This is a genomic window from Buttiauxella sp. A111, assembly GCF_014189855.1.
GTDB classification, from domain to species: domain Bacteria; phylum Pseudomonadota; class Gammaproteobacteria; order Enterobacterales; family Enterobacteriaceae; genus Buttiauxella; species Buttiauxella selenatireducens.
On sequence record NZ_BJFN01000001.1, the window covers coordinates 955,285 to 970,558 of the forward strand.

Genomic DNA, 15,274 nt, shown 5'->3' on the forward strand with positions numbered 1-15,274 from the left:
ATAGAAGAGCGATGTGTATATTTAATTCAGTTCCGTTAACGCCACCTTAACAACAACTTTTCTTATTGGCGTTTCTTTATTTTTATTACAGGCTGGGCGGTGGACATCCTTCGGGAAAAATACGGCATAACTTCCCGGCACCATGGTTAAAAAAGACTCATTTTCCATTTGCTGGTAAAAAGTAATATCGCGCTGTTCTTGATAGGGTATTGAAATAACATTCTGGACATTGTCTGCCGCTACACCAATTATCTCTTCACCCCATGCCAGAAACTGAATATCAATATAACGGCGATGCACTTCTGGAGAATTTTCGTGAGCCGGACGGGTTGTTAAATCCAACACCTGTGCGTAAATATCACGACCTTTTATTTCAATCACTCCCGGCTGAACGGTCCTAAAATCAGTCGTGCGCAAAAAGTCCAGTGCCTGCGTAATAGCCGCCGGGAAAACACATGGATTTTGATCCGCGATATGTCCAAAAATCATGGTATTTCTCCGCTATAGCGCCTGAATTCTTGCCCATACGCTGTCGTCAATGGTGATACCATTTTTGCGGTTTTCAGCCAGCAACCGGGTAAACTCATGGCCTGGCAGGCGCACCGCTTCGTCGGGATTTGCACGTTCAGCGCTAACGACATAATCAACAATGCGCTGCAATTTGGCGTCTCGTGTTGGACCGTCGATGAGCTTATCAACTTCAATGGCAATAAAGACCTGCGAGATGCCGTACTCATCGCTATTATCTTCCGTGACTTCAGCCACGGATGCGCCGTTAGAAAGCAGCGTCGCAATCATATCCAACACAATCGACAACCCTGATCCTTTCCAGTATCCCATTGGCAAGATACGTCGGTTTTTCTCAACAATACCCGGCTCACGCGTGAGATTGCCTTCATCATCAAAGCCGCCATCGACCGGAAGCTGACGCCCCGCCAGACGGTTCACTTCAAGCATTCCGTAGGAGAACATCGACATCGACATATCAACCATAGTGATAGGTTTGCCTGGAATGGCCACAATCAACGGGTTCGTCCCGATGCGACACTCTTTGGCACCCCACGGTGGCATCACCGCAATCGAGTTAGTCCAGCAAATACCGATGTAGCCCTGCTCTGCCGCCTGCCAACCGTAGCTTCCGCCACGCATCCAGTGGTTCGCATTACGCAGCGCCACAAGGCCAATGCCATGATCCGAAGCCAGCGAAATCGCGCGATCCATCATCTTTTTCGCGGTCAGGTTGCCGATTGAACGATGAGCATCCCACTGCTCAATTGCGCCCAGGCGAGTGACGCACGTTGGTTGGGCATCCGGAATAATGTCGCCCGCTTCCAGTTGCTGGATGAATCGAGGGAAACGGTTTACGCCATGTGAATACACGCCAGATTCGGTTGTTTGGGCAAACATCTGTGCGCAGTCACTCGCCGTTTCTGCGGCTACGCCACGTGCAAGCAATACTCTTTCGAACTCTTTCTTCAACTGCTCAAAGGTCACTTTCATGCCTGACTCCTGGTTTACTCACGGGTGACGTGAGTGAATTTAGAACCTTAAATTTCACTATGCGAAATCTGATTTCAAAAATATACAGTTCAATTTTTAACAAGTCAAAGCATGAGCATTTTTTAAAAATCATTTAAATCAATGTGTTAATATTTGTCTGTTGAGATCGTGAACTAAGCCACACTTTGCGCTACCATCAGAGCGCGGTGACATTTAGGGAAATGAGAGATGAGCGATAAAGAAAGTGATGTGACCAAAGAAAAGGACAGACCGGCTGGCAGCCAGAGTTTATTCCGAGGGCTGCAGCTCATTGAGATCCTCAGTAATTACCCCAACGGTTGCCCGCTGGCGCATTTATCTGAGTTGGCAGAATTGAATAAAAGTACCGTGCACCGCCTGTTACAGGGGTTACAGTCCTGCGGATACGTGACACCAGCGCCCGCAGCGGGGAGCTATCGCCTGACGACCAAGTTTATCTCGGTTGGGCAAAAAGCACTTTCGTCGTTAAATATCATTCACGTCGCAGCTCCGCATCTGGAAACGCTGAATATCGTCACCGGCGAGACGGTAAACTTTTCCAGTCGCGAAGACGATCATGCCATTCTGATCTATAAGCTCGAGCCCACCACGGGAATGCTGCGTACCAGAGCCTATATCGGCCAGCATATGCCGCTGTACTGCTCGGCAATGGGGAAAATTTATATGGCCTTTGGCCACCCAGAGTATGTCGAGCAATACTGGGAGAGCCATCAGCAGGAGATCCAGCCTTTAACCCGCAATACCATCACCAACGTTGAGCAGATGTATCAGGAGTTAGAGCAGATCCGCGAGCAGAAAATGGCGATGGATCGGGAAGAGAACGAGTTGGGCGTTTCATGTATTGCGGTGCCGGTGTTTGATATTCACCATCGCGTGAGTTATTCGATTTCGATTTCGCTTTCAACGGCCAAGTTGCGCCAGGTGGGAGAGAAGAAGTTGTTGAAGCCGTTACAGGAAACCGCTGCCGCTATTTCGCGGGAATTGGGATTGAACGGTTAATGTGCGGTCATCAGGACGAGGCATAACAATAAAAAAAGGGCGCGATAATCGCGCCCTTTTCAATCTTACTTTTTAAACGTTTTTGGGAACGTCATTTCGCTGTATTTCACGAAACGAGAACCTTTAGTTATCTTGTAGCCGAACCAAATCGCCAGGAACAATGGAATACCGATGTAGGTTGCGGTTACGCCAGCCCAGTCAATTCTATCGGCCAGGAAGGCTTCGTAGTTCTGACCCAGTGTGATAATCAGGCACAGAATGAAGGCAAAGATTGGGCCCACAGGGAAGAAGCCTGAAACGTACGGCAAATCGTTGAGATCAAGCCCTTGTTTCACATAGCCACGACGGAAGCGGTAGTGGCTAATCGCAATACCTAACCACGCGATGAAGCCCGTCATACCGGAGGTGTTCAGCAGCCACAGGTAAACGGTCTGGTTGCCATACATCGATGTAAGGAAGCACAAACCCGCAACGACTGTTGTCGCGATCAGCGCATAACGCGGCACGCCGCCCACAGACAGCTTAGAGAAAATGCGTGGCGCTTTGCCATCACAGGCCAGGGTGTAAAGCATACGCGTTGATGCGTACATCCCGGAGTTACCCGCAGACAGTACCGCAGTCAGGATTACGGCGTTCATGACAGCCGCTGCAGACAGTAAACCTGCGTGCTCAAATACCAGGGTGAACGGGCTTACGCCGATGTCTTTCACATCATTACGCAGCAAGCTCGGATCGGTATACGGAATGATCAGGCTGATAATCAGAATCGCGAACACATAGAACAGCAGGATACGCCAGAACACCTGACGCACAGCACGTGGAATGTTCTTACCTGGATCTTCCGATTCACCCGCAGCGACACCGATAAGCTCAGTCCCCTGGAAGGAGAAGCCGACTATCATCGCCACGCCTATCATGGCGGAGAATCCACCAGCGAAGGGTGCATCACCAATCGTCCAGTTGCTCCAGCCCGCAGGTTGCGCACCTTTGAAGATACCCATAATCATCATCACGCCGACAATGATAAAGATGATAACCGTCGTCACTTTAATCAGTGAGAACCAGTATTCTGCTTCACCAAAGCCTTTAACGGAGATGTAGTTCAGCAGGAACATGATGCCGAGGAACAACGCACTCCAGATCCAGCCTGGGGTATCAGGGAACCAGTAGTTCATCACCAACTGTGCGGCGACCAGGTCAACTGCGATAGTGACCGCCCAGTTGTACCAGTAGTTCCAGCCCAGCGCGAAGCCAAAGCCTTCTTCAACGTATTGTTGCCCGTAGGTGGCAAAAGAACCAGAAACCGGCATGTATGCCGCAAGCTCACCCAGGCTTGTCATCAGGAAGTACACCATCAGACCAATCAGCATATAGGAGAGTAGCGCACCGCCAGGGCCCGCCTGAGAAATGGTTGCACCAGAGGCAACAAATAGCCCGGTTCCGATGGATCCGCCAATGGCGATCATCGTTAGGTGGCGCGCTTTTAGCTCACGTCGTAAGCCAGGCGCTTGTGTTGTTTTATCTTGAGAAACCATAGAAAATTGCGGTCCTTCCAAAAAATGAGGCGAGATTGTAGCAAAACAGTCTTATACATATAGTAGAAATACGAAAATATAAGAGAGCTTCATGATCGGGGAAGAATTATAAGTAAGGCACTTATGATAGGGGGAGCTGGCGGGAGTGGGTAAATCTGCCGTGATGTGCGGGAATCCTTTCCCCACGCGGTCTGGTAGGATCTGCTACTTAAAATCCACCTTCATTAATTCAGGGATACTGAAATCGCGGGTCGTCTCTACACAGCGACTAATGTAGTCAACAAAACGCGGCGGCGGCGACATGCCTAAATCCAGCAGTTTTTTATTGGAAAAACGCACATTTAGCATGGAGAATTCACCGTACAAACGCATCGCTCTTAGCATCAGGCGCTCGTTGCACGGGCCATAAATCTCTTTGAAATTTCTACGATTTCTTACCAACTCGCTGTAATCAACCTGCTGATAAGTTGCATAAATAGGGTTTTGATTCAATGCAGATGCCATCGCTCGGTCTATTTCAACAAACTGGGTACTCCCGGCGTCTCCAGCGGAAATGTGGTAGACCTTTTCGGTCAGTTCAGAACGCCTGGCGAGTAGCAGAAGAGCTTCAGCGCAATAATCGACCGGAATAACATCAATCTTATCTTCCATCGAGCACATGAATTTCCCGAGCATTAACGCCATTCGGAAGACCCAAAAAATACTGCTCGACGGGCGACACCCTTCTTCGCTGTGTCCGACGACAATCGATGGGCGTGCAATCACCAATGGCAGCTGCGGGCAGTGTTCCATCATTAATTGCTCAATGGTGGATTTAGACCAGGTGTATTGAACTAAATGTTCTTCTTCCGGTTTGCGCGCCATGCTCTCAGTGACTAAGGTTCCAGCTTCTGGCACGCACGACATGGCGGTTCCCACATGCACAAAACGCACTAAACCAGAAACATCAGCCATACGTTTTACAAACTTCAGTGTCCCTTCAACATTCACTTTCCAGATTAACGCATTATCACCAAATGACGCGACGGCGGCGGAGTTAATCACATGCGTCACAGAGGAAAGTCTTTCGTCATTCAAAAAGTTTTCTGAATAAGCCAGATCTCCCAGTAATATATTATTTTCATTAATTTTAGAGAGTAATGCTTCACTACAACCAAAGTTAGCCAGATTATTTTTGATTCGAGCGACACCTTCATTAGCGCTGTCTGCTCTTACTAACAGCAGAATTGATTCAATAGAGGTATCAGAAAGCGCCCGCGCTAACACAGCACCGCCCAGAAAGCCTGTTGCACCGGTAATCAGTAGTTTGCTCATTAGAAATACTCTGAATTTAAAAATGCCATATTAAGGGGCGATTTTTAAACACCGCGTCAATAAACCGGACAGAAAAAAGAAATGATGATTATTATTTGAAGTTAATTACATTTCGCAAAAATAATAGAAAAATAAATTAACATCCGTTTAGAGACGGTGTATTGAGTTTATTTATCATTAATACTATGCGTAACCCAATGGGCAACATTAAATTAACGAATTAAATATAATGTCTTCCCGATTATTAAATTCGTTGTTCGACAGCCAGGCGTTGATACGGCCTGAAGGGAGTCAATCACGTCTGGAAACCCAGCACCACTGCTGCGTGTTGGGCTTCCTGCAAACATGGGCCTTACTCGTCGCAATATTTTAAAAAGCGCTGTAATGCGTTCGAAATATGCTTCTGGCGATGATGAATGCGGTACAGAGTCCTCACCAGTCGCGGCAATGGCACAGGCACTTCCACCAGCGACCCCGCTTCTAACTGTTCTTCAATCACGCGACGTGACAAGCAGCTAATGCCCAGACCATGACGCACTGCGTGTTTAATCGCTTCCGAATTACCTAACTCCATGCAGAGCTGGAACTGCGGCAAATGCGAAAGCAGCAAGTAATCAACAATTTCACGGGTACCAGAGCCTTTTTCACGCAGGATCCACGGTTGTTCTGCCAGGATTTCCAGGGTAATCGGCTGTTGCAAGAAAGGTGCGCTGGGCGGTGCAAAGACAACCAGCTCGTCTTCAAGCCAGGGTTCTGTGACCAATTCGGTCATATGGCTTGGCCCTTCAATCAAGCCGATATCGACACGGAAATCCGCCACCGCGTTTATCACATCCTGACTATTGCCGACGCTCATTTCCAGGGGGAGTGTCGGGAAATCGCGGCGATAATGGGCAATCATTTCCGGCAGAATATAGTTACCAATGGTGCTACTGGCGAAAACACGAATGGCGCCGTTATCTTCTTTAAAAAGCTGTTCGACTTCCGCAGCCTGTTCCAGCAAACCCACGACGCGTGGATATAACAAGCGGCCATGTTCGTTGACCACCAGTCGCTTACCGACGCGGTCGAACAACTGCACCCCCAATTGCCCTTCGAGATCGGACAGTGCGGCACTCACCGCTGATTGCGACAGCGACAGCATTTGGGATGCCTGGGTAGTGGAGCCGCTTTTGAGGACTTCGGCAAAAACTTCAAGCTGCCGCAGTGTGATATGCATGGTGGTTACGCCTTAACACTTATTCAGATTGGTTATAAATATATAATCAATTTTATTTTTAAACCAGCAGACCCTACACTTTCGCCAACACAAAGGAGAAGGTTATGGCTACGTTATCAATTCCCACTCATCGACATTCATTGTGGCATTTTCTGCCTGGCCTTGCGCTGGCAGGGAGCATTACTGCACTGGCTCTGTGGTTGGGTAACATTCCTTCCGTTGCCGGCCTTGGACTGGGAGCATTGACGCTCGCCATTCTGTGCGGGATGGTCATCGGCAATACGCTGTACCCGAAAATCTGGCAGCACTGTGATGGCGGCGTGCTGTTTGCCAAGCAACACTTATTGCGTCTTGGCATTATTCTTTATGGCTTTCGACTGACGTTTTCGCAAATTGCAGATGTCGGTGTCAGCGGCGTCATTATCGACATTCTGACATTAAGCAGCACCTTTGCCCTCGCCTGCTGGCTGGGTCAAAAAGTATTTGGTCTGGATAAACAGACCAGTTGGTTAATTGGTGCGGGTAGCAGTATTTGTGGTGCCGCGGCGATTCTGGCGACGGAACCGGTTGTCAAAGCTGAAGCCAGCAAAGTGACCGTGGCCGTCGCAACGGTAGTGATTTTCGGTACGCTGGCTATCTTCATTTATCCGATGATGTATCCGTATGTCGCGCAGTGGTTCACGCCGGAAACGTTTGGGATTTATACCGGTTCGACCATGCATGAAGTGGCGCAAGTCGTGGCTGCTGGGCATGCCATTAGCCCTGAGACTGAAAATGCTGCGGTGATTGCGAAAATGCTGCGCGTCATGATGCTGGCACCGTTCCTGATTTTCCTGGCAGCGCGCGTTAAACAGATGGCTCCTGCAGGTCAGGCACAGAAAAGTAAAATTACGATTCCATGGTTTGCAGTGCTGTTCATTGTTGTGGCGATGTTTAACTCATTGCACCTGCTGCCAACCTGGGCGGTTAATGGCCTGATAACCCTGGATACTTTCATGCTAGCCATGGCGATGGCGGCGCTGGGTTTAACGACTCACATCAGCGCGCTGAAAAAAGCCGGTGTGCGTCCACTGTTGATGGCTCTGGTGCTGTTTATCTGGCTTATCGTCGGTGGTGGCGCGATTAACCTCGGCATACATCATTTAATGGCCTGATATTTACTGTCTAACCCGCTATCATTGACGGTTTCCCGGTAGCGGGTTACGACAGGAGAAGAATGATGAAGTTTATTGGCGCACACGTCAGTGCCGCTGGTGGTCTGGAAAATGCTGCGATTCGCGCGCATGAGCTTGAAGCCACTGCTTTTGCCCTGTTCACCAAAAACCAACGCCAGTGGCGCGCCGCGCCGCTGAGTGAAGAAGTTATCAGTCAATTCAAACGTGCCTGTGAAAAGTACAATTACGGTCCAGGCCAAATCCTTCCACACGATAGCTACCTGATTAACCTCGGCCATCCCGTCGAAGAAGCGCTGGAAAAATCCCGCGAAGCCTTTATTGATGAGCTGGAACGCTGCATGAAGCTGGGTCTGTCCCTGCTGAACTTCCATCCTGGCAGCCACCTGATGCAAATCCCTGAAGAAGAGTGCCTGGCGCGTATCGCGCAGTCGATAAACATTGCACTGGATAAGACTGAAGGCGTGACGGCGGTGATTGAAAACACTGCGGGCCAGGGCAGTAATCTCGGTTTCCGCTTTGAGCATTTGGCAGCGATCATTGAGGGCGTAGAAGATAAATCTCGCGTCGGCGTTTGTATCGATACCTGCCACGCCTTTGCAGCGGGATACGATCTACGTACTGAAGCCGATTGCGAAAAAACCTTTGCTGAATTCGACCGTATTGTTGGATTTAAATATTTGCGCGGTATGCACCTGAATGACGCGAAAAGTGCCTTTGGGAGTCGTGTCGACCGCCATAACAGCCTGGGTGAAGGCAATATCGGCCATACGCCGTTTGCCTGGATCATGCGCGATAGTCGCTTTGACGGGATCCCAATGATTCTGGAAACGACTAACCCGGATATTTGGGCCGAAGAGATTGCCTGGCTAAAAGCTCAGCAACATGAAGAAGCCACGGCTTAAACAAAAAAAAGCTCCCTGCAATGCAGGGAGCTTAGCGAATGACCGATAAATTATGCAGTTTTAACCGCTAACTCTGTCTCCGGACGCTTCAGGAAGGCATAAGACAGACCCGCCAGCAACGTACCCGCCACAATCGCAATCAGGTAACCCACAACCGGGGTAATCGCACCTGGGATCAGCAGAACAAACAGACCGCCATGCGGAGCCATCAGTTTTGCGCCTACCGCCATCGAGATTGCGCCAGTTACCGCTCCGCCTACGATACAGCACGGCAGTACACGCATCGGGTCACGGGCAGCGAACGGGATTGCCCCTTCGGTGATAAAGCACAGACCCAGAACCATCGCCGCTTTACCGCCCTCTTGCTGCGCCTTGTCGAATTTACGACGCGCGACAAATGTTGCCAGGCCCATGGCTAACGGTGGAACCATCCCTGCGGCCATAATCGCGGCCATAGGTGCGTAGGTTTGGGTACTCAGCAGACCGACACCAAATGCGTAAGCTGCTTTGTTCACTGGGCCACCCATGTCGGTACACATCATGCCGCCAAGAATTGCACCCAGCAGTACCGCATTCGCGGTGCCCATAGTTTGCAGCCAGTGAGTCAAACCTTCGAGGATTTTCGCAACCGGCGTACCAATCAGGTAAATCATCGCCAGGCCAACAATCAGGCTTGAGAACAGCGGGATGATCAGAATTGGCTTCAACGCTTCCATACTGGCTGGCAGTTTCAGCTTAGTGCTAATCAGCTTCGCGATGTAACCTGCGAGGAAGCCCGCAATAATACCGCCGATAAAACCAGATCCGGTGCTAACGGCTAACATGCCGCCGATAAGACCAGGAGTTAAGCCAGGACGGTCTGCTATGGAAAACGCAATGTAACCCGCAAGAACTGGCACCATCAACGCAAAGGCCGAACCGCCACCGATTTGCATCAGTGCTGCTGCCAGCGTGCCGGGTTCTTTAAACGCTTCAATACCGAAAGCAAATGACAGTGCGATACACAAGCCGCCCGCAACAACCATCGGCAGCATGTATGAAACACCGGTTAACAGGTGACGATAAGCACCCGCCGCCTCTTTCTTGCCTTCTTTAGCGTTCGAAGCACTCTGGGCGTTCGCAACGAAAGGCGTTGCTTCAACGACCGCTTTATCCAGCTCTTGTGCGGTTTTCTTCAGCGCCAAACCTGTTGAAGTGCGGTACATCGGCTTACCAGCAAATTTAGCCAGATCCACTTCGATATCCGCAGCGACAATCACTAAATCAGCTTCAGCCACTTCTTCTGGTGTAATCGCATTACCCGCACCAACTGAACCACGTGTTTCGACTTTTACCCACCAGCCACGTTTTTTAGCTTCGGTTTCAATCGCTTCAGCCGCCATAAAGGTATGCGCGACACCTGTCGGACACGCTGTCACCGCAACGACGCGTTTTGGACCTTTAGCTGCAGCCACTGGCGCTATATTTACCGGTGCCTTGTAAGGTTTGGCTTTGCTTTTTGCTTCACTTAAAAACAGTTCTGGATGTTGTACCGCACGGTCGATATCACCGAGGAATACATTTTTGCCATTCAGCGAGTTATCAGCAGGAATCGCGGTACCCACCACAATCGCCATGTCAGCTTCGTTCGGATTGTCGATAATCTGCAAGTGCGCTTTCTGCGCCGCGGAGCCGAGCAACGTTTTCGCAAGGTATGCGCGAGCTTGCCCCAGACCAGGTTCGATAATCAGCAGCGTTTTCATTGTTCCTCTCCTGCTGTCAGTTAAAAGGTTTCAGATCAACACGAGCCATCATGGCCGCCAGTTGAGTACGATCGGTGATACCGACGTTGCTCTGACTTACCGCCAGCGCCGCAACTGCCGTCGCCAGACGTAAAGTATGTTCACTGGATTCACGCATTAACAGGCCGTAGATAAGCCCACCCACCATGGAATCCCCGGCACCGACGGTGCTGACGACTTCACACGTTGGCGGCTTCGCTATCCATTCACCGGAGGCGTTAACCCAAAGTGCGCCTTCGGCACCCAGAGAGATAACTACATGAGCAATACCCTGTTCACGCAGCGCATGGGCGGCATCAATCACATCTTTCATATCCGGAAGCTTACGGCCAGCCCAAATTTCCAGCTCGCGGCGATTCGGTTTCACCAACCACGGCGCCGCTTTCAGACCCGCAACTAACGCTTCACGGCTGCTGTCGAAGATGATGCACGGGCACAGGCTACGTAGACGGGTCATCCAGTCGGTAAACGCTTCCGGGGAGACACCTGCCGGTAAGCTGCCACTGACGCAGACCATGTCAAACTGACCAAGCCAACTAAGTGAATCTGCAACAAAACGATCCCAGTCCGACTGAGTCACTTCAAAACCGGAGAAATTCAGGTCGGTGACTTCACCGTCTTTTTCTGTCAGTTTTACGTTGATACGAGTACGGCCCTGTACAACCTGGAAGCGGTTGGCAATTCCCAACTCGCTGAACAGTTGCTGGAAGCCATCCTGGTTGTCTTTCCCAAGGAAGCCGCCAACAGTGACATCGATACCGAGATCTTTCAGAACCTTAGCAACGTTAATGCCTTTACCAGCAGCGTGTAAGCCGGTGGTACGCACCAGATTAACTTCACCACGTTCAATTTCCGGTGTGTAACCGACCAGGTCGTACGCCGGGTTTAGCGTAATGGTTGCGACGCGACGACTCATGCTGCCCCCTCGCCCAGACCGGCTGCAACAGCTTCACCAATCGCTTTCAGCGCAAGTTCAGCATCGTCGCCCTGTGCAGTAAAGCGCAGGTGGTGGCCTTTCTTCACGCCAAGTGCCACCACTTTCATCAAACTGCGTCCATTGGCAGGTTTGCCTGTGCCATCAAGGTTGGTCACGGTAATCTCACTATTAAATTGTTTGATGGTGTTCACCAGCACGGTGCCAGGACGAGCATGTAAACCGTGTTCATTACGAATCTGGAAATCTGCGCTCAGGCTGTTCTGCTCTGGTGCAACGTCGCTGGTCAGCATCGTCAGCAACGCGGGCGCATCCGCATTCAGCAAGCGGTCAGCTGTATTGTTGATCAGCATGTCGCTCAGACGGTTAAGCACCTGTAATGGTTGATCGTCGGCCACTGCAACCGTCATCAAAAGCGATACCGGTTGGCCTTCAGTTTCAAACGCGCTAACAGGACGGCTGATTGCCACAGCACTGGCAAGGTTGCCTTCAGTGCTGTCGTTTAGCCAAATACCCTGTCCTAAGTAAAGTGGTTTGTTGGAAATGACATTGCTTACAAACGCCGTGTTTGCCGCACCTGCCTGTTTGATGCGCCCGGCATTTAATGCCTGAAGCGTCATCAGGTCGGTGGCAGTCACATCAAGTGCCAGTAATGAGTTGTCAAAAAGCAACGATGCAGACTGTTTTTCGCCCATCAGCAACGCACGGAGCTCTTCTGCTGAAGTTGCGTTTTTGAGTTGTTCAGCAACGTCGTCATCACTAAGCACATGCGTCAGCTGACGCAGTAAACCAAGGTGCTCGTCAGAGCTCGCGGCGATGCCAATAGCAACATAGGCGGTTTGGCCTTCGCCCCACTCAATTCCCTGCGGAAACTGAAATACCTGAACACCCGTTTTCAGCACCAGATCGCGGGTATCGGTGGTGCCGTGTGGAATGGCAATACCATTACCCAGGTAAGTGGAAGTTTGCAGCTCGCGAGCCAGCATACCTTCCACGTAGCCAATGCTGACGTTGCCCGCTTGCGCGAGTGCTGCGGCAACCTGACGTATGGCTTCTTCTTTATTTCCGGCGCTCGCCCCCGGATGAATGTCCTGCACAGATAACTGGAACATGGGTCTCCTCTCCTGCTGAATTGAAACGATTCAGCTGTAATGAGAAAAAATGCGCCATCCCACTCCTGAAACCAAATAAGACGACGCTGAAACGTTTCAATTAGTGTGCATATTCATCATGATTCAGGCAAGACATGTTGATGTTTCGTTACTGAAATTTAGAGCTTCCGCACATTTCACTCAAACCAGGATGTAAAAGCTGAACGAGTTAAAGCGGATTCGTCTATTGAACCGTTTTCTCTTTTACTAAGTATGGCGGCAGTTTCATAAAAAGCTAAACGGCAGTTCCCCACTGTGATGGTGATCCGAAGGGGCTTTTCGTGCCGCCTTTGATTTGATCAACTGTTTATTTACTAACAAGGCGCGTAAACTCCGCGCGTTCATTGATTAGCGACGCCGAGAGCATGCAAAACTCCCCCATAGCAGCAACCCGTAAGCCCCTTGATTTAACGTCTTCCGCCTTTTTGATTGTCGCTTTTCTAACCGGGATTGCAGGTGCATTACAAACTCCAACGCTGAGCCTGTTTCTGACCGAAGAAGTTCATGTTCGTCCAGCAATGGTGGGTTTCTTTTTCACCGGCAGCGCAATTATTGGCATTGCTGTCAGCCAGTTTCTTGCGGGCCGCTCTGACCGGAAAGGCGATCGGAAAGCACTCATTTTTGTCTGCTGCTTATTAGGCGCGCTCGCTTGCGTGCTATTTGCCTGGAACCGTAACTATTTTGTGTTGCTGTTCGTCGGGGTTTTTCTCAGCAGTTTTGGCTCAACCGCTAACCCGCAAATGTTTGCCCTGGCGCGTGAACACGCCGACCGTACCGGTCGCGAGGCCGTCATGTTCAGCTCGATTCTGCGTGCGCAGGTATCGCTTGCCTGGGTGATTGGCCCACCTATCGCTTACGCCCTTGCGTTAGGTTTTGGATTTACCACGATGTATCTTAGCGCCGCGCTGGCGTTTGTGGTTTGCAGTGTGATGGTACGGATGTTGTTACCATCGATGCGAAAAGAGGTGGTGACGAAAACAACCACCCTTGAGGCTCCCCGCCGTAATCGCCGTGACGCTCTGCTGTTGTTTGTCGCCTGCACCATGATGTGGGGCTGTAATAGTCTCTATATCATTAATATGCCGCTCTACATCATTCATGAATTACATCTGCCGGAGAAACTGGCGGGCGTGATGATGGGGACGGCTGCCGGCCTTGAGATCCCCACCATGCTGATCGCCGGTTATTACGCCAAACGCTTCGGTAAGCGTTTCCTGATGCGTATTGCCGCAGTTGCGGGTCTGATGTTCTACATTGGGATGCTGACGCTGCACAACGAAATCATGCTGCTGGGGTTACAACTGCTGAACGCGATTTTCATCGGTATTTTGGCGGGTATCGGCATGCTCTATTTTCAGGATTTAATGCCAGGCCAGGCGGGAGCGGCAACCACGCTATATACCAATACCACGCGTGTCGGCTGGATTATCGCGGGGTCGATGGCCGGTGTCGTGGCTGAAATCTGGAATTACCACACCGTGTTTTATATCGCGTTAGGAATGATAGCCATCACCGCTTTTTGCATGGTGAAAATCAAAGACATCTAAGGGGCGGTCGCCGCTTCGAGATAAATCAGGTAATCCATGGCTTGTTGGCGCGTCGTGCCACACATTTCACGCGAGGCTTGCAGGCTTGCACAGACCTTGGGTCTTAGCGGTGAAAGGAAGATTTTACAACGCATGTCGGTACCAAGCTGAACGCATGACGTATTAGCCGGTTTGCCATTTGGCATGCCGGGGATTGGGCTGGATACGGAAGGCGCGGTGCAACATGCGCCGCAATCGGGACGACAGTCCATCTGCAATGCTCCGGTGGGCTGACAAGGATCTGGACTGTAGCAGTAGCAACGCGGCTTTACTACGTTAACTACATTACTCCAGCCCAAAATAATTCAGGTTGCATCGCGGCGGCAAGTGAACGCATCCCGATGAGCTTACTAAAGTAAGTGATTCGGGTAAGTGAACGCAGCCAACAAAGAGGCAGCTTGAAGTATGAAGGGTAGCGAAATCTGCTTGCCTGAACAGCGCCCCGCGAGTAATTTGACGCAATATTTTCGCTCCTCAATTTTTTACAGGAAACATCGATGGCAAGAGCTAACGAAGTCAAAAAAGGTATGGTACTGAATTACAACGGCAAGCTGCTGATTGTTAAAGATATTGATATTCAGGCACCCAGCGCACGTGGCGCAGCAACGCTTTACAAAATGCGTTTTTCTGATGTCCGTACTGGTCAGAAAGTTGAAGAGCGCTTCAAAGGCGACGATATCGTCGACACCATTACTCTGACCCGCCGTTACGTTGATTTCTCTTACATCGATGGCAACGAATACGTGTTCATGGATAAAGAAGATTACACCCCGTATATCTTCACCAAAGATCAGATTGAAGAAGAGCTGCAATTCATTCCTGAAGGTGGCATGCCTGACATGCAGGTCCTGACCTGGGATGGCCAATTGCTGGCGCTGGAATTGCCACAGACTGTGGATTTAGAAATCATTGAAACCGCACCTGGCATCAAAGGCGCGTCAGCAAGCTCCCGCACCAAACCTGCAACCATGTCTACTGGGCTTGTGATTCAGGTTCCAGAATATATGGTTACGGGTGAGAAGATCCGTATTCATATCGCTGAAAAGCGTTCTATGGGTCGTGCAGACTAATCTGCCACTAAGAATGTAAAAACGCGCCGGAAGGCGCGTTTTTTTATGGTGTTTTACTGTTTAAGCAAA

General features: G+C 50.3%; 14 protein-coding genes. 5 read left to right on the forward strand and 9 right to left on the reverse strand.

Translation table 11 applies throughout. The features are described from left to right. Nucleotides 1-21: 21 nt before the first annotated feature. Nucleotides 22-489 (reverse strand): YhcH/YjgK/YiaL family protein, encoded by a 468-nt coding sequence (locus tag BSPA111_RS04255; RefSeq protein WP_183269936.1) that lies wholly within the window; start codon nucleotides 487-489, stop codon nucleotides 22-24. 12 nt (nucleotides 490-501) lie between these two features. Next, nucleotides 502-1,500, reverse strand: a complete 999-nt coding sequence (gene yiaK / locus BSPA111_RS04260; protein WP_183269937.1) for a 3-dehydro-L-gulonate 2-dehydrogenase — start codon at nucleotides 1,498-1,500, stop codon at nucleotides 502-504. Nucleotides 1,501-1,728: 228 nt separating this feature from the next. Here yiaK and BSPA111_RS04265 point away from each other — a divergent pair, with 228 nt between their 5' ends. Next, entirely contained in the window at nucleotides 1,729-2,538 is an 810-nt protein-coding gene (locus BSPA111_RS04265) for an IclR family transcriptional regulator (RefSeq protein ID WP_183269938.1), read from the forward strand. A gap of 65 nt (nucleotides 2,539-2,603) precedes the next feature. On the opposite strand, the gene BSPA111_RS04270 is transcribed toward BSPA111_RS04265, so the two are convergent. The 3 genes from BSPA111_RS04270 to yieE all read right to left on the reverse strand — a co-directional run bounded on the left by BSPA111_RS04270 (nucleotide 2,604) and on the right by yieE (nucleotide 6,606). Continuing rightward, nucleotides 2,604-4,073, reverse strand: a complete 1,470-nt coding sequence (locus BSPA111_RS04270; protein ID WP_183269939.1) for an amino acid permease — start codon at nucleotides 4,071-4,073, stop codon at nucleotides 2,604-2,606. Nucleotides 4,074-4,277: 204 nt separating this feature from the next. Beyond that, nucleotides 4,278-5,387 carry an SDR family oxidoreductase gene (locus BSPA111_RS04275; RefSeq protein ID WP_183269940.1) on the reverse strand — a complete coding sequence of 370 codons (1,110 nt, stop codon included), beginning with the start codon at nucleotides 5,385-5,387 and terminating at the stop codon, nucleotides 4,278-4,280. A gap of 352 nt (nucleotides 5,388-5,739) precedes the next feature. Continuing rightward, complete coding sequence (gene yieE / locus BSPA111_RS04280; protein ID WP_183269941.1) at nucleotides 5,740-6,606, reverse strand: DNA-binding transcriptional regulator YeiE; 867 nt, start codon at nucleotides 6,604-6,606, stop codon at nucleotides 5,740-5,742. Nucleotides 6,607-6,710: 104 nt separating this feature from the next. On the opposite strand from yieE, the gene BSPA111_RS04285 reads away from it, so the two are divergent. Beyond that, entirely contained in the window at nucleotides 6,711-7,760 is a 1,050-nt protein-coding gene (locus tag BSPA111_RS04285; RefSeq protein ID WP_183269942.1) for a YeiH family protein, read from the forward strand. Nucleotides 7,761-7,825: 65 nt separating this feature from the next. Further along, nucleotides 7,826-8,683: a deoxyribonuclease IV gene (nfo, locus tag BSPA111_RS04290; RefSeq protein WP_183270290.1), complete on the forward strand. Its 858-nt coding sequence runs from the start codon at nucleotides 7,826-7,828 to the stop codon at nucleotides 8,681-8,683. 50 nt (nucleotides 8,684-8,733) lie between these two features. Here the strand turns inward: nfo and fruA are convergent, their stop codons facing one another. From fruA to fruB, 3 genes are read right to left on the reverse strand one after another with little or no spacing between them, the layout of a single operon-like run. After that, nucleotides 8,734-10,425: a PTS fructose transporter subunit IIBC gene (gene fruA / locus BSPA111_RS04295; protein ID WP_183269943.1), complete on the reverse strand. Its 1,692-nt coding sequence runs from the start codon at nucleotides 10,423-10,425 to the stop codon at nucleotides 8,734-8,736. A gap of 16 nt (nucleotides 10,426-10,441) precedes the next feature. Continuing rightward, entirely contained in the window at nucleotides 10,442-11,380 is a 939-nt protein-coding gene (fruK, locus tag BSPA111_RS04300) for a 1-phosphofructokinase (RefSeq protein WP_183269944.1), read from the reverse strand. Further along, complete coding sequence (gene fruB, locus BSPA111_RS04305; RefSeq protein ID WP_183269945.1) at nucleotides 11,377-12,510, reverse strand: fused PTS fructose transporter subunit IIA/HPr protein; 1,134 nt, start codon at nucleotides 12,508-12,510, stop codon at nucleotides 11,377-11,379. The genes fruK and fruB overlap by 4 nt, the downstream gene beginning before the upstream one ends. A 404-nt stretch (nucleotides 12,511-12,914) precedes the next feature. Between fruB and setB the strand changes: the two genes are divergently transcribed. Beyond that, entirely contained in the window at nucleotides 12,915-14,096 is a 1,182-nt protein-coding gene (setB, locus tag BSPA111_RS04310; RefSeq protein ID WP_183269946.1) for a sugar efflux transporter SetB, read from the forward strand. Here the strand turns inward: setB and BSPA111_RS04315 are convergent. Continuing rightward, nucleotides 14,093-14,347: a YkgJ family cysteine cluster protein gene (locus BSPA111_RS04315; RefSeq protein ID WP_183269947.1), complete on the reverse strand. Its 255-nt coding sequence runs from the start codon at nucleotides 14,345-14,347 to the stop codon at nucleotides 14,093-14,095. The two genes, setB and BSPA111_RS04315, sit on opposite strands and share 4 nt — an antisense overlap. A gap of 285 nt (nucleotides 14,348-14,632) precedes the next feature. On the opposite strand from BSPA111_RS04315, the gene yeiP reads away from it, so the two are divergent. Further along, nucleotides 14,633-15,205: an elongation factor P-like protein YeiP gene (gene yeiP, locus BSPA111_RS04320; protein WP_183269948.1), complete on the forward strand. Its 573-nt coding sequence runs from the start codon at nucleotides 14,633-14,635 to the stop codon at nucleotides 15,203-15,205. Nucleotides 15,206-15,274: the final 69 nt, after the last annotated feature.